The organism is Pseudomonas sp. GW822-FHT03F04 (assembly GCF_058801405.1).
This window is the reverse complement of record NZ_JBXANF010000002.1, coordinates 316,243-334,766: the sequence shown is the minus strand read 5'-3', so window position 1 is coordinate 334,766 and position 18,524 is coordinate 316,243. Positions and strand designations below refer to the sequence as shown.

At 61.1% G+C, this 18,524-nt stretch carries 15 protein-coding genes and 1 tRNA gene; 7 read left to right on the top strand and 9 right to left on the bottom strand.

Translation table 11 applies throughout. The annotated features are described in order from the left end of the window. Positions 1-12: 12 nt before the first annotated feature. Positions 13-1,170 carry a MexC family multidrug efflux RND transporter periplasmic adaptor subunit gene (locus AC1RMX_RS05190; protein WP_096820429.1) on the bottom strand — a complete coding sequence of 386 codons (1,158 nt, stop codon included), beginning with the start codon at positions 1,168-1,170 and terminating at the stop codon, positions 13-15. A 118-nt stretch (positions 1,171-1,288) separates the two neighbouring features. Here AC1RMX_RS05190 and AC1RMX_RS05185 point away from each other — a divergent pair, with 118 nt between their 5' ends. Next, a complete protein-coding gene (locus AC1RMX_RS05185; protein WP_096820428.1) occupies positions 1,289-1,870 on the top strand; it encodes a TetR/AcrR family transcriptional regulator in 582 nt (193 codons plus the stop codon). Here AC1RMX_RS05185 and AC1RMX_RS05180 read toward each other — a convergent pair. Beyond that, entirely contained in the window at positions 1,863-2,474 is a 612-nt protein-coding gene (locus AC1RMX_RS05180) for a dTMP kinase (RefSeq protein ID WP_493070803.1), read from the bottom strand. The two genes, AC1RMX_RS05185 and AC1RMX_RS05180, sit on opposite strands and share 8 nt — an antisense overlap. Positions 2,475-2,622: 148 nt before the next feature. Here AC1RMX_RS05180 and AC1RMX_RS05175 point away from each other — a divergent pair, with 148 nt between their 5' ends. From AC1RMX_RS05175 to AC1RMX_RS05165, 3 genes are all read left to right on the top strand, one after another. After that, a complete protein-coding gene (locus tag AC1RMX_RS05175) occupies positions 2,623-3,756 on the top strand; it encodes an aminotransferase class V-fold PLP-dependent enzyme (RefSeq protein ID WP_493070801.1) in 1,134 nt (377 codons plus the stop codon). Between the two features lie 271 nt (positions 3,757-4,027). Continuing rightward, entirely contained in the window at positions 4,028-6,433 is a 2,406-nt protein-coding gene (locus AC1RMX_RS05170; protein ID WP_493070799.1) for a glucose/quinate/shikimate family membrane-bound PQQ-dependent dehydrogenase, read from the top strand. Between the two features lie 84 nt (positions 6,434-6,517). Beyond that, entirely contained in the window at positions 6,518-7,765 is a 1,248-nt protein-coding gene (locus AC1RMX_RS05165; protein ID WP_493070797.1) for a carbohydrate porin, read from the top strand. A gap of 62 nt (positions 7,766-7,827) precedes the next feature. Here the strand turns inward: AC1RMX_RS05165 and AC1RMX_RS05160 are convergent, their stop codons facing one another. Beyond that, positions 7,828-8,508 carry a DUF3313 domain-containing protein gene (locus AC1RMX_RS05160; protein WP_493070796.1) on the bottom strand — a complete coding sequence of 227 codons (681 nt, stop codon included), beginning with the start codon at positions 8,506-8,508 and terminating at the stop codon, positions 7,828-7,830. Then, positions 8,508-8,834 (bottom strand): hypothetical protein, encoded by a 327-nt coding sequence (locus tag AC1RMX_RS05155; protein WP_493070794.1) that lies wholly within the window; start codon positions 8,832-8,834, stop codon positions 8,508-8,510. The genes AC1RMX_RS05160 and AC1RMX_RS05155 overlap by 1 nt, the downstream gene beginning before the upstream one ends. Positions 8,835-8,980: 146 nt before the next feature. Here AC1RMX_RS05155 and AC1RMX_RS05150 point away from each other — a divergent pair, with 146 nt between their 5' ends. Next, entirely contained in the window at positions 8,981-9,706 is a 726-nt protein-coding gene (locus AC1RMX_RS05150) for a response regulator (RefSeq protein WP_102619865.1), read from the top strand. Further along, on the top strand, positions 9,703-11,037 hold the full coding sequence (locus tag AC1RMX_RS05145) for an ATP-binding protein (protein ID WP_493070792.1): 1,335 nt from the start codon (positions 9,703-9,705) through the stop codon (positions 11,035-11,037). Before AC1RMX_RS05150 ends, AC1RMX_RS05145 begins: the two co-directional genes overlap by 4 nt. Before the next feature lie 5 nt (positions 11,038-11,042). On the opposite strand, the gene AC1RMX_RS05140 is transcribed toward AC1RMX_RS05145, so the two are convergent. After that, positions 11,043-12,653 carry a mechanosensitive ion channel family protein gene (locus AC1RMX_RS05140; RefSeq protein WP_493070790.1) on the bottom strand — a complete coding sequence of 537 codons (1,611 nt, stop codon included), beginning with the start codon at positions 12,651-12,653 and terminating at the stop codon, positions 11,043-11,045. Positions 12,654-12,816: 163 nt separating this feature from the next. On the opposite strand from AC1RMX_RS05140, the gene AC1RMX_RS05135 reads away from it, so the two are divergent. Next, complete coding sequence (locus AC1RMX_RS05135) at positions 12,817-14,112, top strand: OprD family porin (protein WP_493070788.1); 1,296 nt, start codon at positions 12,817-12,819, stop codon at positions 14,110-14,112. Positions 14,113-14,123: 11 nt separating this feature from the next. Here AC1RMX_RS05135 and AC1RMX_RS05130 read toward each other — a convergent pair. The 4 genes from AC1RMX_RS05130 to fdhE form a co-directional block, all read right to left on the bottom strand. Next, positions 14,124-14,219, bottom strand: a tRNA-Sec gene (locus AC1RMX_RS05130). A 6-nt stretch (positions 14,220-14,225) separates the two neighbouring features. After that, positions 14,226-16,145, bottom strand: a complete 1,920-nt coding sequence (selB, locus tag AC1RMX_RS05125; RefSeq protein WP_493071157.1) for a selenocysteine-specific translation elongation factor — start codon at positions 16,143-16,145, stop codon at positions 14,226-14,228. After that, entirely contained in the window at positions 16,142-17,548 is a 1,407-nt protein-coding gene (gene selA / locus AC1RMX_RS05120) for an L-seryl-tRNA(Sec) selenium transferase (RefSeq protein WP_493070786.1), read from the bottom strand. Before selA ends, selB begins: the two co-directional genes overlap by 4 nt. Positions 17,549-17,596: 48 nt before the next feature. Beyond that, positions 17,597-18,523, bottom strand: coding sequence for a formate dehydrogenase accessory protein FdhE (fdhE, locus tag AC1RMX_RS05115; RefSeq protein WP_493070784.1), 927 nt, complete (start codon positions 18,521-18,523; stop codon positions 17,597-17,599). Position 18,524: the final 1 nt, after the last annotated feature.

The following is an 18,524-nucleotide window of genomic DNA, read 5'->3' as shown; positions in this document are numbered from 1 at the left end:
GCGACGGCGCCCTTACTGTTTCGACTCAGACGACTGAGCCACGGCCTGGGACTGACCCGGTACGACCTTGGCCCCCGGTTGCAGACCGGCAAGGCCACCAACGATCACTTGATCGCCCGCCTTCAAGCCTTCACTGATCTGCCAGCGCGATCCCTGCATGGCACCGGTGACCACACTGCGTGATTCGACCCGGTCATCTGCGCCGACCACCATCACTTGGGCGCCGCCATCGCTGCCCCGCTGCACCGAACGTTGCGGCACGAGAATGGCCTGGCTGTCAGTGCCCTGTGGCGTACGCACACGGACATACATGCCCGGCAACAGCACGCCGTCGGTATTGGCGAACTTGCCGCGCAACGACACCTGCCCCGTGCCGCGATCCACGGCGACATCGGTAAACATCAGCGCACCCTGACGCTCGTATTGGGTGCCATCGACGCGAATCGACAGTGCCTTGTTGTCGTCGGCGGAGAGTTTTCCGTCCTTGAGCGACTCGCGCAGACGCAGTGCATCGGCGGCCGACTGAGTAAAGTCGACATACACCGGATCCAGTTGCTGAATCCGCGCCATCAACGTCGCGTCCCCCTGCCCGACCAATGCCCCTTCAGTGACCAGTGCACGGCCGACGCGGCCGGAAATTGGCGCGGTTACCGAGGCATAACCGAGATTCAACCGGGCGCTTTGCAGATCGGCCTGGGCCGAACGGGTGGCTGCCTGAGCGCTGCGCAGGTCAGCCATGGCGCTGTCAAAATCCTGTTGGCTGACCGCCTCGATCTTTACCAGCGGTTCATAGCGCTTGACTCGCGCCTGAGCCTCAAGCGCAACAGACTGAGCGCGAGCCAGCTCACCTTCGGCCCGCGACAACGCTGCCTTCAGCGGTGCAGGATCGATCTGGAACAACAGATCCCCGGCTTTGACGTCTGCGCCCTCTTCAAAACGCTTCTGCATCACGATGCCCGGCACCCGAGCGCGCACTTCCGCAACGCGCATCGGCTCCACCCTGCCCGGCAGCTCCGACGTCAGCGCCAAAGGCTCGGTTTTCACGGCCACCACTTCTACCGGGCGCGCCACTTCCGCCACCGCCGCTTGTTCACTCGCCGGTCCACACCCGGCCAACGCAATGGCGACTGCCAGCGATCCCGCCATCCCTACTGCACGCAAATTGCCCATAACTCACCCAAGGCTTGATCGAATTTGGCGCGAATGCTACGTTTCAAATCCCAATGAGTCAATAATGTCTCATGTGGGTATTTTGTGAATCTTATATGAACACCGCTCAAGGCCTCTGATGAACTCGATTTCCCATGATGAACAGATGCTCAAGTCGCTGACCCTGGCCGTGGCCAACCGGCCGAGGGCGACGATGAAGGAGTTGGCGCAACTGGCTGGCGTGAGCAAGGCCACCCTGCACCGCTACTGCGGAACACGGGAAAACCTGACCGCAAAACTGGAGGAGCACGCCGAGGGCACGCTAAAGCTGATCATCGACAACGCCGGCCTGCAGCATCTGGAGCCGCTGGAGGCGCTGCGCCGATTGATTCGTGAACACCTCGCCCACCGCGAGTTGCTGGCCTTTTTGATGGCGCAATACCGTCCTGATTTTCTCGATCTGGAACAGGGGGGCAGACGCTGGCTGTTTTATCTTGAGGCGTTGGACGGGTTCTTTTTGAAAGGCCAGCAGGCAGGGCTGTTTCGCATCGATATCACCGCGGCGATCTTTACCGAGCTGTTCATATCGCTGGTCTACGGCCTGGTGGATGCCGAACTGCGCGGGCGCGCGGCTCATGCGGATTCGGCGCGGACGCTTGAGCGGATGTTTCTGAATGGGGTGTTGGCTGCTCGTCTACCTGCGCCTTTCTTGATCAGCTAATCAATTTATAAATCTCGGAAACCACCTGCATCGTAGCGTCTTCGATCGTTCCTTCATTACGGCACAAAGCCCAGCCATGATCGGCAGCCGCTTGCTCGAACGTCTCTGTACACGCGACATGCTCAGCGTGCTTCTGGATCACAGTACCGCCCAGTCCTCTGGATCGTGCCTTTGCCCTGGCCCATGAAATATCCGGCGCGGTGACGACGCCGACATGCAGGTCAGGCACCTGCACGTTTCGTTCGATGTTCAACTGGAGAATCTCTGCAAACGGGACGGTTTGGCGAAACGCGGCGTCAGACGGATACCAGCGATCGATCAAGATAATGCTGCCCACCGGCTGTTCAGTCAGCACGTGCCGGGAGATCCAGCTACGGCTATCAGCAAAGCGCTGACACACCGCCCACTCCAGATCCCGGGAATGATTTCTGGCAAGTTCGTTGACGAGGGCCATGGTGGCACCCCGGTAGGGATCGCTTTTTCTCTCGCAAAGTCGGATGACTTTCTTGTTGTCGGCCCTCAGTACTGCCGTAACGGCTTCCAGTAATGTGGTTTTGCCGGTTCCTTTTGGCCCATCCAGAGAAATAAACAACGGACGATTCATTCTTCACGCAACGATTGAGACATTGATGACCACTCTATCGTCATTTCTGCAATTCAATCAGCTCATCCCTGCCTTTTGCCTAGACTTGCTTCCCGATGATGTTCGCCAGACCTTTTGACTGCCAGGGAATCACTTAAGGAGTCACCCCATGTCAAAGCTATATCCCGGAATTGATCCTGAAGGGCTTGTCGAGTACTCGGTGGTCTACACCGACCGCTCGCTCAACCACATGTCGCAGTCATTTCAAGCAGTGATGAAAAACATTTCCCAGACCCTGAAACAGGTCTACAACGCCGAGGCGGTTGCGGTGGTTCCGGGCAGCGGCACATTCGGCATGGAAGCGGTGGCGAGACAGTTCGCCACCGGCCAGCAATGCCTGGTGATACGCAACGGCTGGTTCAGTTATCGCTGGAGCCAGATCCTTGAGACGGGCAACATCCCGGCGGCCGCTACGGTACTGAAAGCCCGACCGGTCGAAACGGGTCGCCAGGCGGCCTACGCCCCGCCCCCTCTGGACGAAGTGCTGGCAGCCATTGCGGCGCAGAAGCCGCAGATTGTCTTCGCCCCCCACGTTGAAACCTCATCAGGGATTATCCTGCCCGACGAGTACCTGCGGGCCGTCGGCGACGCCGTGCATGCAGTGGGTGGCCTGTTCGTCCTGGACTGCATCGCTTCCGGCACGCTTTGGGTTGATATGCTCGAATGCGCAGTCGACCTGCTGATCAGCGCACCGCAGAAAGGCTGGAGCGCCTCCCCTTGCTGCGCTCTGGTGATGTTCAGTTCTTTGGCTCTCGAGCGCATCGAGCAGACGCAAAGCAGCAGCTTCGCCTGCGACCTGAAAAAGTGGCTGCAGATCATGCAGGCCTACGAACAGGGCGGACATGCCTACCACGCGACCATGCCCAGCGATTCTCTCGCGCGGTTCAACGACGTGATGAAAGAGACGCAAGCCTACGGTTTCGAAAAGGTCCGCGACGACCAGCAGGTTCTGGGCGATCGGGTGCGCGCAATGTTGACCGGCAAAGGCTTCAAAAGCGTGGCCGCAGTCGGCTTTCAGGCCCCAGGCGTCGTGGTGAGCTACACCGATGATGCCGATATCAAAAACGGTAAGAAATTTGCCAACCACGGCCTGCAGATCGCCGCCGGGGTGCCGTTGCAATGCGACGAACCGGCCGACTTCCAGACCTTCCGTATCGGTCTGTTCGGACTCGAAAAACTGCACAACATCGAGCGGACGGTCAGCACGCTTGAGCAGGCACTGGATGAGGTGATGGCTAACTAAGTCCTCGTCTCGCCCGCAGCAAATACCGTTTCCGCCGATCCTGTTCGGCGGAAACCATCAAGCCGCGAACAACCTGTCATAAATTCCATATCTGCTGGCAAATAAAAGACTTCCCCACCATTTCAATAGTCCCTGAGGACCAGCGAGGACAAGGCCAGCGTCGATTCGTCGCACCATTGAGCGCAAAAACCCCTTTCATTCTGAATTAGTGATTTAACTAGGTAGTTACCTAACGATATACTGCCCGCCTCATTTCAACGGGACATTCAACGTGAAGCAGAGTCAACGCCTCTCGGGCATATCAACATTCATTCTGGTCGGGCTCGGGGTGATCATCGCCCTGCTCGGCCTGGCACTGGCCGCTGGCGGTGTGAAATTGGTCAGCCTGGGAGGCTCCTGGTACTTCCTGGTGGGTGGTTTGGTCATGGCCATTTCCGGCCTGCTGATCGCACGTCGCAAGCCTGCCGGTGCGTGGCTTTTCGCCGCGTTTCTGCTGGGAACGGCAATCTGGGCCGTGAGCGACGCAGGCCTGGTGTTCTGGCCGGTGTTCTCTCGTCTGTTCATGTTCAGCGCCGTGGGCCTGGCGGTCGCGCTGGTCTACCCGATGCTCAAGCGCGCCAACGGTGGCGTTCCGGGACGTGGTGCGTACGGCATTGCCGCTGTTCTGGCTGTTGGCCTGGCCGTGGCGGCCGGCAACATGTTCGTCGCACACCCGACGGTCGCCCCTACCGGCACCGGCCCGGGCCTCACTCCGGTCGAACCGGAAAAGGCGCAGAAAGACTGGGCGCACTACGGCAATACCGAAGGTGGTAGCCGCTTCGCCGCGCTGGACCAGATCAACCGCACTAACGTCGGCAAGTTGAAAGTCGCCTGGACCTACCACACCGGCGACATCGCCGAGAGTGACGGCAATGGCGCTGAAGACCAGCTCACCCCGCTGCAGATCGGCAACAAGGTGTTCATCTGCACCCCGCACAACAACCTGATCGCGCTGGATGCCGACACCGGTAAAGAACTCTGGAAAAACGCCATCAACGCCCAGTCGAAAGTCTGGCAGCGTTGCCGTGGCATGGCCTACTTCGACGCCAGCGCTGCGGTCGCCAAACCAGCCAGCTCGCCAGTGACCGAGACCCCGGCCGCTCCCGCCGCCAATTGCACACGCCGTCTGCTGACCAACACCATCGACGCACGTCTGATCGCTGTCGATGCCGACACCGGCGAGTTCTGCCAGGGTTTCGGCAACAACGGCCAGGTTGATCTGAAGGCCGGTCTGGGTGATGTTCCGGACAGCTACTATCAACTCTCCTCCGCGCCACTGATGGCCGGCACCACCGTCGTCGTTGGCGGTCGCGTGGCCGACAATGTGCAAACCGACATGCCGGGCGGCGTGATCCGTGGTTTCGATGTGATCACCGGCGCCATGCGCTGGGCGTTCGACCCGGGTAACCCGCAGGATAAAAAGGCGCCGGCCGATGGCAAAACCTATGTTCGCAGCACGCCGAACAGCTGGGCGCCCATGTCCTACGACCCGGCAACCAACACTGTCTTCCTGCCGATGGGCAGTTCTTCCACCGATATCTACGGTGTCGAGCGCAGCAAACTCGACCACACCTACGGCGCATCGATTCTGGCGCTGGACGCCAACAGCGGCGAAGAAAAGTGGGTCTACCAGACCGTGCACAACGATCTGTGGGACTTCGACCTGCCGATGCAGCCAAGCCTGATCGACTTCAACAAGGACGGCAAAACCGTGCCGGCGCTGGTGATCGGCACCAAGGCCGGGCAGATCTACGTGCTGGATCGCGCCACCGGCAAACCACTGACCGAAGTAAAAGAAGTACCAGTCAAGGCTTCGAACATTCCGAACGAACCTTACTCGCCAACCCAGCCAAAATCGGTGGGCATGCCGCAGATCGGTGCCCAGCACCTGACCGAATCGGACATGTGGGGCGCCACGCCATACGACCAGTTGCTGTGCCGGATCGACTTCAAGTCGATGCGTTACGACGGTCTGTACACCGCGCCGGGCACTGACAAGTCCCTGAGCTTCCCGGGTTCACTGGGCGGCATGAACTGGGGCAGCATTTCCACTGACCCGGTGCACGGTTTCATCTTCGTCAACGACATGCGTCTGGGTCTGTGGATTCAGATGATCCCTTCGCAGAACACAGGCGAGGCAACCTCCGGTGGCGAAGCGCTGAACACCGGCATGGGCGCCGTTCCACTGAAAGGCACGCCTTACGCGGTGAACAAGAACCGCTTCCTGTCGGTGGCTGGTATTCCGTGCCAGGCGCCGCCGTTCGGCACCCTGACCGCCATCGATATGAAGACCCAGAAAGTCGCCTGGCAAGTGCCGGTCGGCACCGTTGAAGACACAGGTCCCCTGGGCATCCGCATGCATCTGCCGATCAAGATCGGTCTGCCAACCCTCGGCGGCACGCTGTCGACTCAAGGTGGTTTGATCTTCATCGCCGGCACCCAGGACTTCTACCTGCGCGCCTACAACAGCGGCAACGGTGAAGAAATCTGGAAAGCACGTCTGCCGGTCGGCAGTCAGGGCGGCCCGATGACGTATGTGTCGCCGAAAACCGGCAAACAATACGTGGTCATCACCGCTGGTGGCGCTCGTCAATCGACCGATCGCGGTGACTACGTAATGGCTTACGCCCTGCCGTAAACCGCTGCGCCCTCCTTTACTTCACTTGTGCGCGACACCTTCGGGTGTCGCGTCGTTTCATGTCCTCAGCTTTGGATTTCAGCAATGTCATTGGCTGTTCGCTTTTCTCACTCCAGCATATTCACCGGCGTGCTGCTCGGTCTCACCTGCGGCACTGCCCTGCCCGCTTTCGCCGATTCCGATTCGAACGTGTTCACCCGCAACACCCTGACCGGCGACTGGGGCGGCCTGCGCCACCAGCTCGATGAAGACGGCATCAAGTTCACCGGTGATTACACTGGCGAAACCGCTTACAACGCCGACGGCGGCCTGCATCGCTCGGCCCGTTACTCGCAGAACATCAAGCTCGGCGCACAGTTCGACCTGAGCAAAATCTATGGTGTGGACAACGCGGGCAAGGTCCAACTGACCATCAACGACCGTCGCGGCAACAGCGCCTCGGAAGACCTGGTCGGCAACCGTCTGCCGATCCAGGAAAACTACGGCGGCCTCTACACGCGCCTGACCGAACTGAGTTACGAGCGCACGCTGTTCACCCCGGCACTGAACGTCAAACTCGGCTATATGGCCATGGGCAACGACCTCGGCGGCCTCGACAGCGGCATCCTCTGCAATTTCATGAACGCCGGTTTCTGCGGGCACCCGCTGAACATGTCCGGTGGCAGCGGCTGGACCAACTACCCCAATGCGCACTTGGGTGTGCGGGTCAAATACGACCTGTCGCCGGAATGGCAACTGCGCGTCGCCGCGTTCAACGTCGACCCCGAAAGCAACGGCAACTCCAGCCGCGCCTGGCACCTGGGCCCGAAACACACCACCGGTACTGTGGTACCTGTCGAACTGGTTTACAAACACGCAGGCACCCTGCCTGGTGAATACAAACTCGGCTACTACTACGACAGCTCCGACGTGAAACGCATCGGCAGCGACAAGGAAGTGTCCGGTCGCGGCGGTCATTACCTGCTGATCGATCAGGCGGTCTGGAGTTCGCAATCGTCCGAGGGCCGCAGCCTGCACGCCTTCGGTCAATACTCGGCCGCCAGTGAAGCAGCCTCACCGTTCAGCAAGTGGTACGGCACTGGTGTGGTTCTGTACAAGCCGTTCGAAGGCCGCCCGCGTGACACCATCGCCCTGGGTTACGGTCGCGCCGTGCAGAACCCGCGCAGCCGCGACGTGCAACAAGACGCCGCGCTGGCCAACGGCACGCCGCTGTCCAACCTGGACAGCTCCGAGCAACTGATCGAACTCGGTTACGGCTACCAGGCCACCCAATGGCTGACCCTGCGACCGAACGTGCAGTACATCATCGAGCCGGGCGCGTTTTCCGGGTAGGACATCGACAATGCACTGGTGTTCGGACTGCAGGTGAAAGCAAGTCTCTGACCTCGGCGCTGTCAGCGTAACGATGCCTTGCGGGCCACGACATAAGACTGACTCAAGTCCGTGGCCCAACCATCGAGCACACCCTTGACGTTATCGGCCGTCATCACCTGCTTGTCGTTTTCCAGTGGAACGCCTGTGCCCTTGCGAACGACCTTCGCCACGACCTCGCCGGTCGAACCATCCTCGAGGGACACTTCAGTGGCGATTTCACTGTCCTGATCACGAATGCCGGCAGCCGTACTGACGCCGGCCGCGACCAGGGTGACGGGCAGCCATTCATAAAACCGCAGGCCTTGGGTACTGGTGGCGACCTGCGTGATGGCTGGCCTCACAACCAGTGTGTTCGGGCCGGGCTTCGAAGCCAATGGCAGTATTTTTCCCAGTTCTTGCCTCAGGGCCGCGTCGTAGTAGCCGGTCACACCCGACAGAGTGCTCTGCGGAATCCTTCCAGTCGGCTCGACCTTCGGGTAAAACTGGCTTGGCGCCAGATAGACCCGTGTGTAGCGACCACTCGCCAACGCCGGGCTGACCCAGCTCAATATCGTCTGCCCCGAGGGTGTCTGCTGCTCCTTCAGCGTGCTGTAGTCGTTCAAAAAACCGGAATACATGTCAGGCGCGACCTTTTTATTGCTGCAGGCCGAGAGGCTCAGGCTGGCTGCGAGCAACAGCGCCAGTGAGTGATGGTTTCTCATCAATGCGTTTCCCCTGCGGCCTGAATCTGGCTGAGCGGGGTATTTTCAGAACACTCGATGCGCAACTGGCCGTGGGTCATGATCCAGTGAATGAATTCGGCGGTGGGAATGGAGTGGATGTATTCCACCCAATGGCTGTCGGCCGGGCTGAAGCGCTCGAAGTAGCGGCGCATGACGAGCTGGCTCTGGTCCTGGGCGATCCCCAGACAGGTTTCCTGGAAAAAGATCGGCGCATTGAGAGCGCCGGTATTGGTGCGCTGGGTCAGGATCAGTGGACGCACCGCGCCATGCCCCTGAGTGGAATAAGCGCTTTTCATATCCTTCATATGAGCCCCCTTGGATGGAATGCCGGCAGAGTGCCCGAGGTTTTTTGCCCGAGGATGTCTGGCTGATGTCCGCACCGAAGGAATGTTGCTCGATTGAAATATATGACCCCGCCTTCGAAATGGTTTTAGATGCCCTCTTTTGATTCATGGATCCTGCAAACGTGAGCAGACTGCTGATCGTCGATGACGACGTGGAAATTCTGTCCCTGCTGAAGAAGTTCTTCGTTCAGCACGCCTACGACGTCGACGTGGCACCCGATGGCCAGGCCATGTGGGCCGCCATCGAACAGGCGCGGCCGGACACGATCATTCTTGACCTGATGCTGCCGGGTGAAGGTGGCTTGAGCCTGTGCCAGAAAATCCGCGCGCAGATGGGGATCCCGATCATCATGCTCACGGCCATGGCTGAACTGAGTGACCGGATCGTCGGCCTGGAGCTGGGTGCCGACGATTACCTGACCAAGCCCTTCGCGCCCCAGGAGTTGCTGGCCCGGGTGCGCGCATTGCAACGGCGCGCCGGCGAACAAGGCCAGCGCACCAGCGAACCGGCGCGACCGGTCATGACCTTCGCCGGTTGGCACCTGGACATCACCTGCCGTGAACTGCGCTCACCCGAGGGGGTGATGATCCCGATGTCCGGCGGTGAGTTTGATCTGCTGCTGGTTTTTCTCGAGCATCCCCAGCGCATCCTGACCCGCGAGCAACTGATCGACCTGACCCATGGCCAGGGACACGAAGCCTTTGACCGCAGCATCGATGTGCAGGTCAGCCGGCTGCGGCGCAAGATCGAACCGGACAGCAAACGCCCGGACCTGATCCGCACCGTGCGCAATGGCGGCTATATGTTCACGGCCAAGGTCAGCCGTTCATGATCGGCCGACTCTTGCGGCGCGACACCCTCAGTCGCCGGATTGCCCTGACCATCGTTGCGGCGATGATCGCCTCGCTGATTCTCAATGCGCTGTTTGTGCAGGTCGCGGGTATCTGGGCTCGTCCTCCCATCGAACGAACCGGATTGCTGGAGCGGATTGCCGCGAGCACCCGCGTGATCGAGGCGGCACCCGCCCAATTGCGCCCGCAACTGGCGAGCGCGGCCAGCAGTTCGACGCTTGAAGTGTTATGGAATGCGCAACGCAGCCAGTTCAATCTGCCCGGGGACGGCGAACCGGTCGAGACCGGCAAGGTTCCTGCGCTGCGACAATTGCTCGGTGATGACCGGGAAATCGAAGTATTCAACCCCGACGACTGGCCGCCAGGCAGTGCGCAGGCGCATTACGTCGCCCTCGTGCCTTTGGCCGATGGCAGCTGGCTGACATTCACGCCACCGGAACGAAGCTGGGGACTGAGCCTGGATGCCCGGATCGCGGTGATCATTGCTCTGGGACTGGTCGCGACGTTGCTGGTGGCCTGGATTGCCACCCGCCAACTGGCCAATCCGCTGCAACGTTTTGCCGGCGCCGCAAGGCGTTTTGGCGGTGATTTGAACGCACCGCCCATCGAGATCGAAGGGCCCCACGAAATCCGCCAGGCCATCATCGCCTTCAACACCATGCAGGCGCAGATCCAGCATTTCATTGGCGAACGCACCCACATGCTCGCGTCCATCTCCCATGACTTGCGCGCGCCATTGACCCGGATGCGCCTGCGCAGCGAGTTCATGGAAGACCTCGATCATCAGCAGAAACTGATTCGCGACATCGAAGAAATGCAATCGATGATCAACGCCGCCCTGGCGTTTTTCCGCGAAGGCACACAGCTGGAACAACCTACTGCGTTCGATCTGTCGGAGCTGCTGCAAACCGTCCTTGACGATTACCGCGATCAGAACCTGCAAATCGACTTCAGTGGCCCGGCCCACATGGTCTATGACGGTCGGCCACTGGGCATCAAACGGGTGATCGTCAACCTGTTGGAAAACGCCGTGAAATACGGCGAACGTCCACGTATTGCACTGAGTCGCAATGCTCGCTCGATCTGCATCGAAGTCTGCGACGAAGGGCCGGGGATTCCCGAAGAGTCGCTGCAACGGGTGTTCGATCCATTCTTTCGCCTCGAAACCTCGCGCAACCGTGAAACCGGCGGTGTCGGGCTCGGCCTCTCGGCGGCCCGGGCGATTGTTCGTGAACAGGGCGGAGAACTGACCTTGAGCAATCGCCGAGGCTCGGGACTGGTGGCGAGGGTTGAATTGCCTGTTGTCGATTGAGGCTGTCACGTATCCGTTGGCGCTTGTGCCGGGGCCGGAAACCATTTTTCCTTCGGCACGCGTTTTTCTTCTTCGGGGTCACCCAGATAGTGCGGAGACATGATCTGCACGCCGTATTCGTTGAACACATCCTGAATATTGGCGTGCAGCATGCTCAGCAACACGGCACGCGGACGAGGCTGACTGGGAATGGCCTGCGCCACCAGACGGTATTCGGGATAGAAATCGGACAACGCAGTCTGGAACACTTGTGCTGGCGGAATCTCCAGCACGCCGGGCGTTCGTCGGGCCGCCTCCAGCAGCATCGCTTCCACCTGGCGCCACGGTGTGTCGTAGCCGATGGTCACCACCGTGTCGACCACATAACCAGGGCCCTGCACCGTGCGTGAGTAGTTCTTGGTGACCGTGCCGGTGATCATCGAATTGGGCAGCGTCAGCACCTCTCCCAACCCGGTGCGGATGCTAGTGGTGAACATGCCGAGTTCCGTCACCGTGCCTTCATGTTCACCGATTTTCACGAATTCACCTGGGCGCAAGGTTCGGGTGTACGTCAGGATCAGCCCGGCCGCCGCCTGCCCGACCACACTGGTGGCACCCAGCGAAATCATCAGGCCGATCAGCACCGACAACCCCTTGAAGGCGTCAGTGCCGGCGCCGGGCAAATACGGATAGGCCATCGCCAGCGCAAACAGCCAGATCGCCAGAGACGTCAGGCGCTGGGTGGGTTGCAGGGTTTCCTCGTTCAGCCAGTTGAACGTTCCCGGGGTTGCCATGCGCCGCAGCACCCGACGGCTGAACGCCGTGGCGCCTCGGGCAATGAAGAAAATCGCCAACGCCACGCCCAGCCCGGGGATGGCGCCCACGATGGCCTGCAAGAGATAGCTGGCAACCTCGATGAGGTAGTTGTTGAGGCTCTCACCCCAAGGGCGAGTGTACGGAAACCGCGACAGGACAAAACCCAGCCATTCATACGTCAACAGCAGAATGACGAACCAGCGCAGCAGCCAGAACACGCGAATGACCAGTGGATACAGATAATTGGCATCCACCACCGGAATTCGTCCGACCTTCAGCGCCTGGGTATGCCGACGCATCAACTCGGGCAATCTCTTCAGCCATCGACGCTGCAACCAGGCGATGCCCCATAGCAGCACGAAATAAATGCCAGTGGCGAGCGCCGCAGCGCCGAGCGCACGTAGCATCCGATGCAGGCTCCTGGCTTCCTGCGTTTCCGCCACGACCTGACGCAACTTTTCCGCCGCGCCCTGCGCCGCCATCTGCACGGAGGGATAGTCGAGGCTGTCGACATCCTTGGGCGAGACGATAAAGGCCCGTTTGTTGCCCAGCAGCACCAGGTAGTTGTCCTGCATCGGGTCAACAGTGACGGTACGGTCATCCGACTCATCCAGGGCTTCGGCGATGACCGCTTTGGCCCGTTTGACCCGAGATGCCGGCGCCTCCCCGAGCAGCGTGGCGCGAAACACCATGATGCTGCGGTTGGCTACCTTCAACTCGACGGGCTCGTCGGCAGGTTTTGCGCTGTCTTCAGCCCACAGAAGTGTCGAGCAGAACACGCTGAAAACAAACATCAACAACGCAGGCAACCGGCTCCGCATGTGTCAGTTCCTTACGCCACAGTTATGAGTGCGGGAATACAGAACGCAGCGTAGTTCAGCGATCAAGGGTTGTCAGATAGGCAACTCAGCACACCCGCTCAATCCTCCGGAAGCAGACCGCACGACAATCCGGCGACATTTCATCAACGCCGGTCACTGACACATGAAAGGTTTTCCGCCATCGCGTATCACGCTGGCCCTGCTGTTTGGCGGTCTGGCCAACTCAGCCTGCGCCAGTGGTTTTCTGGATGACGCCAAAGGTGAAGTGCTCAGCCGCAACTTCTTCCTGAGCAACGACTACCGCTCGCCCTCTCCTGCCGGGAAGAACTACAAACAGGAATGGGCTCAGGGGTTTATCGGTACTTTCGCATCCGGTTTCACCGACGGAACGATCGGGTTCGGTCTCGATGCCCATGCCTTTTATGGGCTGAAACTGGATGGCGGCCGAGGACATTCGGGCACCGGGCTGTTACCCGTGGACAGCGACGGTCGCAGCGAAAGCGACTATTCCAGCGCGGGCGGTGCGCTGAAACTCAAGGCCTCGAAAACCACCCTCGCCTTCGGCGAAATGACGGTAGAGACGCCCGTGTTCGACACCTCGGACAAACGTCTGCAGCCGGAATACGCCACCGGTTTTCTACTCAACAGCCGCGAAATCGACAATGTGAATCTGGTGGCCGGGCATTTCACGGCGTTCAAGAATCAGGACAGCTCTACCGGCAAAAGCGATTTCCAGGGTTATGGCGCCACTACGAAGGCCGGCGGGATCAGCTTCATCGGCGCAGACCTGTTCAGTGAAAGCCCGGTCGGTGGCGCGCTGTATGTGTCAGACCTCAGCGAAACCTGGCACCAGTACTACGCCAACCTGCATTTCAAACAGTCCGGCGTATTGATCGACGCCAACGTCTACCACACCCGCGATACCGGGCAGGCCCTTGCCGGCGAAATCGACAACACCGCGTTCAGCCTCTCGGGCAAATACACCATTGGCGCCCACGCGGTGATGCTCGGCTGGCAACGCGTCAACGGTGACACACCATTCGATTTCGTCGGTGGCGACTCGATCTACCTGGCCAACTCGATCAAATACGCCGACTTCAACGGCGCCCACGAGCGCTCATGGCAAGCCCGCTACGACCTCGATCTCGGTGCATTCGGCATTCCCGGCCTGAACTTCATGACCCGCTACGTCTCCGGCAGCCACATCGACGGTACTCACGCGCCCAAGGGCGGCGCCTACAACCCGTTCGACGCAGACAGCGGCCAGTTCCAGCCGCAACAAGGCGACGGCGGCAAGCATTGGGAGCGCGACATCGATCTGCGCTACATCGTCCAGTCCGGCGCGGCCAAGGATCTTTCCGTGCAGTTGTCCCACGTCTCGCACCGGGCCAACAGCGCTCAGGCGGGGGATGATATTGACCGGATCTACGTGGTGATTCAGTACCCGTTGGGGTTCTGAAGACAGAAAAGTGGCGGAAGGCAGCCGGAGTCGAACCTGCCCGGGAACGGATGCCGTCCCCAACCGGGTTTGAAGCCCGGCCGCGCCACCGGGCGCGATTGCCTTCCTTGAACTCAGTCGGCGCCGGGGTTGGCCAGCGCGTTGCCGAAGCGGATTTGCCGGCCCTCGCCGAGACGCCGGGTCAGGCCGAGGCGGTCGAAGTATTCGAGGATCTGGATACTGCGTTTGCGTCCCAAGCCTAGCGCATCGCGGAACGCCGTGACTTGAATCGGCGGATTTTCTTCACCCAGGCGCAACAGCACGGCCGCCATTTGCCGCAGCGTGATGTCGGTGAAGAACAGGTCCCGCACCACCTGATGCATCACGCCCAGCCGCGCCAGTTTGCGCAGTAACAGCCGAACGGTGGCGTCGTCCTGGCCCACGGCTTTGGCCACGTCGCGTATCCATGGCGGGTCGAAGCCGGCCTGTTCGAACAGCGGCTGCAAGGCCTGCCACAGGGTTTCGTCGTCGGCATTCAAGCGCACCTGATGATCCGGCAAATGCAGCCACGGGCCGCTGGCGGTGAGCGAGCCGGCGCTGCGCAGTTCCTCCAGCAGGCTGATGAAGGTCGAATGCTCGATGTTCAGTCCGCTGAAGCGCCGCAAACGATCACGGTCGGGGCCCATCTGGTCGGGTTCCAGTTCATGGAAACGCGCCAGTTGCTCCAGCAGCGTGAACTTCAGAATGCCCCAGCGCTGGGCATTGAACAGCCTCTGCCCCTGACGGGTTTCGATCAGGCGGACGTTGTCCGGCAGCGCCCAGCCTTCACGCGGACGGTTGAACTGACGCTCCAGACGCTGCGGATCAATGCCGCTTTCGCTGTATTCCAGCAACGTCGGCAACGCTTGTTCAAGATCACTGCTGATCGCCAGCGCCCGCAATTGCGCCAGACGCCCGGGGCTGCGCCGTTGCCGGGCCGGGGCGAACGGGTCGAGCAACTGACCGCCACCGAGCGTGCGCTGGGCGCTGGGGTCGCGCAGGATCAGTCGATCGCCTTTCACGCCGTGCACCGGGGTATTGGTCAACAGTTGCGCGAACATCCTCTCGCCCGGATTCAGTCTCGGACCTTCCAGCAACGCCACACGGGCGATCACGTCTTGGGTGCCGAGGTGCAGATGCACGGGCTGAAAGTGTTCGAAGGTGCGCGTCTCATCGGGCAGCAACTGGAAGTCGATATCCAGGCGTTGAGTCGGTGCGAACAGTGCTTCGGCGAGCAGCCATTGCCCGCGATGGATGTGCCCGAGCTCCAGGCGATCACCGCTGATGTTCAGGGCCACACGTTGGCCGGCAAACGCCAGTTCTGCGGGTTGATTCTGGGCATGCAGCCCCCTCACCCGTACCGTTTTGCCCTGCGGCCCGAGGATCAGTTTGTCGCCCACGGCAACCATTCCCGACAGCGCCGTGCCCGTCACGACAATCCCGGCACCGGCCACGCTGAATGCCCGGTCGATGGCCAGACGAAATCCACCCTCGCGACTACGTTTCAACACTTCACTTTGCACCTGCAACAAAGCCTGCCGCAGGGCATCGACACCCTCTTCCGTCACACTTGAAACCGCCAGCATCGGCGCCCCGGCAAACGGACCGGGCGCCAACAGGGCTTCGATTTGTTGGCGAACCTCCACCACCCTGCCCGCCTCGACCCGATCAACCTTGGTGATCGCTACCAGCGCCCGTGGAATCCCCAGCAACTCGACAATCGCCAGATGCTCGCGGGTCTGCGGCATCACGCCGTCATCCGCCGCCACCACCAGCAACACCAGATCAATGCCTTGGGCGCCGGCGAGCATGTTGTGAGTGAATTTCTCGTGCCCCGGCACATCGATGAAACCGGTCAGCCCCGCTCCGGGCGCCAGCTCGGCGTAGAGATAACCCAGGTCGATGGTCATGCCCCGCTCGCGCTCCTGAGGGCGGCGGTCGCCGGATTGACCGGTCAGCGCCTGAAGCAGCGAGGTCTTGCCGTGGTCGATGTGCCCGGCGGTGCCGACGATCATGTCTGCAACGGCCCGAGCTGCGCCAGCCACGCCGGTTCGTCGTCGAGTTGCCGCAGATCCAGCCACAGCGCGTCATCGTCGATCCGCCCCAGCACCGGTATCGGCAACTCGCGCAACGCGGTCTGCAGATTCAACAGAGAGCGCCCGCGCAGGCGTTTCGAAACCTGCGGCCGCACGCACAACGCGGCACTCGGCAAACGCGCCACCGGTTGGCTGCCGCTGCCGATCATGCCCAGCGCCGCCACGGCAGTGACGGTCCAGCCTTCACCGAGAACGCCGGTCAATACCGGTTGCAGGCGTTCGGCCTGAGCCAGGATTTCATCTTGCGGGCGGGTCAGCAGACGCAAGGTCGGCAAACGCTCAGCCAGGCGATCCGGATCACGATAGAGCCCGAGCACCGTTTCCAGCGCCGCCAGTGTCATCTTGTCGACCCGCAAGGCGCGTTTCAGCGGGTTCTTCTTGATTTTCGCGATCAGTTCCTTCCGCCCGACAATCACGCCCGCCTGCGGCCCGCCGAGCAGTTTGTCGCCACTGAAGGTGACGATATCCGCGCCATCGAGCAGCGCCTGACGCACCGTCGGTTCCGCCGGCAGCCCCCAGCGGGTCAGGTCCAGCAGACTACCGCTGCCGAGGTCTTCAAGCAGTGGCAAGCCATGACGATGGGCCAGTTCGGCCAGCTCGGATGTAGGTACACGGGCGGTAAAACCCTCGATGCTGTAGTTGCTCGCATGCACGCGCATGATCAAACCGCTGCGCGGGCTGATCGCCGCTTCGTAATCCCGGGCGTGGGTGCGATTGGTGGTGCCGACCTCATGCAGGCGCACACCGGCGCGGGCCATGATGTCGGGGATACGAAAGGCACCGCCGATTTCGATCAGCTCACCGCGAGAGATGATGCCTTCCTTGCGTGCGCCGAGGCTGTTGAGCGTCAGCAGCACAGCCGCAGCATTGTTGTTGACCACGGTGACGGCTTCAGCGCCGGTCAATTCGCGGATCAGGCCTTCGATCAGATCGTCGCGGTCGCCACGCTTGCCGCTGGCCAGGTCGAACTCCAGATTCAACGGATAACGCGCCGCCAGTTGCACGGCTTCGATGGCTTCCTCCGGCAGCAGCGCGCGGCCAAGGTTGGTGTGCAAAACCGTACCGGTCAGGTTGAACACCCGCCGCACCTGACTGCGCTGCTGTATCGACAGGCGCTCAGCGACTCTGCCGGCCAGTGCTTCTGGGCTGATTTCAACGGCGGACAACTGCCCCGCCACCACCGTCTCGCGCAAATCGTCCAGCAACTGGCGTAACGCCGCCAGCAGCGCCTCACGCCCGTGGCGTTCGGCCAATGGCTGCAAGGCGATATGACGCAACAGACTGTCGATGGATGGCAAACGCTGGGCAACACTGGCAGGCATCAGGCGCTCCGGATAAAAAGCCGTTGCGCCAGAGTGTAGACGCTCGGTTCATTCGTCTCCGGGCGCCAGCAACAGATTCGGCGCCAATCGCTGATAACCGTCCTGGGCCAGACGCATGTCCAGCAACAGACTGCTCAAATCCGCCGACAGCGCTTCAGCGTCCGCATCGTTTTCCAGGTACAGCAATTTCAGGTAGCTGTTGCAACTCGGGCAGACCTCCGCCCGCAACGGCGCCTGATTGGCAGCGTGACGATCATCCTCAAGGCTCAGGTACTCAAGCCCTTTGCTCTGTTCGCAATACACGCATTTGACCCGCACTACATGCCATTCACAGGCGCACAGCGAACACACCAGATAGCGCAAGCCATTGTGTTTGCCGCGATGGCGGATCACCCCGGCCATGGCCGGCGATCCGCAGGCCGGGCATTGGCTGAGGCTGTTGCCGGGCGCCAGTTGCAGATTGGGTGCACTCAGCAGCCAATGGCTCCAGGCCGCTTGTAGCGCCGCGCCAAGGAACGGCACCAACGCCGCCGGCACCAGCGAATACTGACCGCTGACCAGCGCCACGGCCCAGGCCCGCAACTGACCGGCGCTGGCAAGTCGCAACGTTGTCAGCGCTTCGGCCACGGCGGTTTGCTCCGGTGCGTTGTAGCGTTGCAGCAAGGCGTCGAGGTACGCCTGCCACGCGTCCTCACGGATCAAGGTGTCGGCGGCGAATGGCGGCATGCCATGTTGCCGGCAGACTTCGATCCGTTGCTCGTCGATTGGCCCGGTCGAGGGCGGATCGTCGAGGATCTGCTGCTGCACGCGACACAATCCGGCGATCAGGCGCAGGTAGTCGGCCAGCGGATGGCCGTCCGCCAAGCGTTCCAGACGTTCGGCGCGCAGCAGGAAAAGATTGTGCGGCGGCAAATACAGAAACGGCGGCGCACTGGCCGCCGCTTCGATTTCCCCGGGTTCAAGAATGGTTGGCAAA

Bases quoted from the DNA above. Each gene is read 5' to 3' on its own strand.
- selA (WP_493070786.1), bottom strand. From the start codon at position 17,548: ATGCCTGCCAGTGTTGCCCAGCGTTTGCCATCCATCGACAGTCTGTTG.
- AC1RMX_RS05165 (WP_493070797.1), top strand. From the start codon at position 6,518: ATGTCATTGGCTGTTCGCTTTTCTCACTCCAGCATATTCACCGGCGTG.
- AC1RMX_RS05135 (WP_493070788.1), top strand. From the start codon at position 12,817: ATGAAAGGTTTTCCGCCATCGCGTATCACGCTGGCCCTGCTGTTTGGC.
- AC1RMX_RS05155 (WP_493070794.1), bottom strand. From the start codon at position 8,834: ATGAAGGATATGAAAAGCGCTTATTCCACTCAGGGGCATGGCGCGGTG.
- AC1RMX_RS05180 (WP_493070803.1), bottom strand. From the start codon at position 2,474: ATGAATCGTCCGTTGTTTATTTCTCTGGATGGGCCAAAAGGAACCGGC.
- AC1RMX_RS05190 (WP_096820429.1), bottom strand. From the start codon at position 1,170: ATGGGCAATTTGCGTGCAGTAGGGATGGCGGGATCGCTGGCAGTCGCC.
- AC1RMX_RS05140 (WP_493070790.1), bottom strand. From the start codon at position 12,653: ATGCGGAGCCGGTTGCCTGCGTTGTTGATGTTTGTTTTCAGCGTGTTC.
- AC1RMX_RS05175 (WP_493070801.1), top strand. From the start codon at position 2,623: ATGTCAAAGCTATATCCCGGAATTGATCCTGAAGGGCTTGTCGAGTAC.
- AC1RMX_RS05145 (WP_493070792.1), top strand. From the start codon at position 9,703: ATGATCGGCCGACTCTTGCGGCGCGACACCCTCAGTCGCCGGATTGCC.
- AC1RMX_RS05160 (WP_493070796.1), bottom strand. From the start codon at position 8,508: ATGAGAAACCATCACTCACTGGCGCTGTTGCTCGCAGCCAGCCTGAGC.
- AC1RMX_RS05150 (WP_102619865.1), top strand. From the start codon at position 8,981: ATGGATCCTGCAAACGTGAGCAGACTGCTGATCGTCGATGACGACGTG.
- selB (WP_493071157.1), bottom strand. From the start codon at position 16,145: ATGATCGTCGGCACCGCCGGGCACATCGACCACGGCAAGACCTCGCTG.
- AC1RMX_RS05185 (WP_096820428.1), top strand. From the start codon at position 1,289: ATGAACTCGATTTCCCATGATGAACAGATGCTCAAGTCGCTGACCCTG.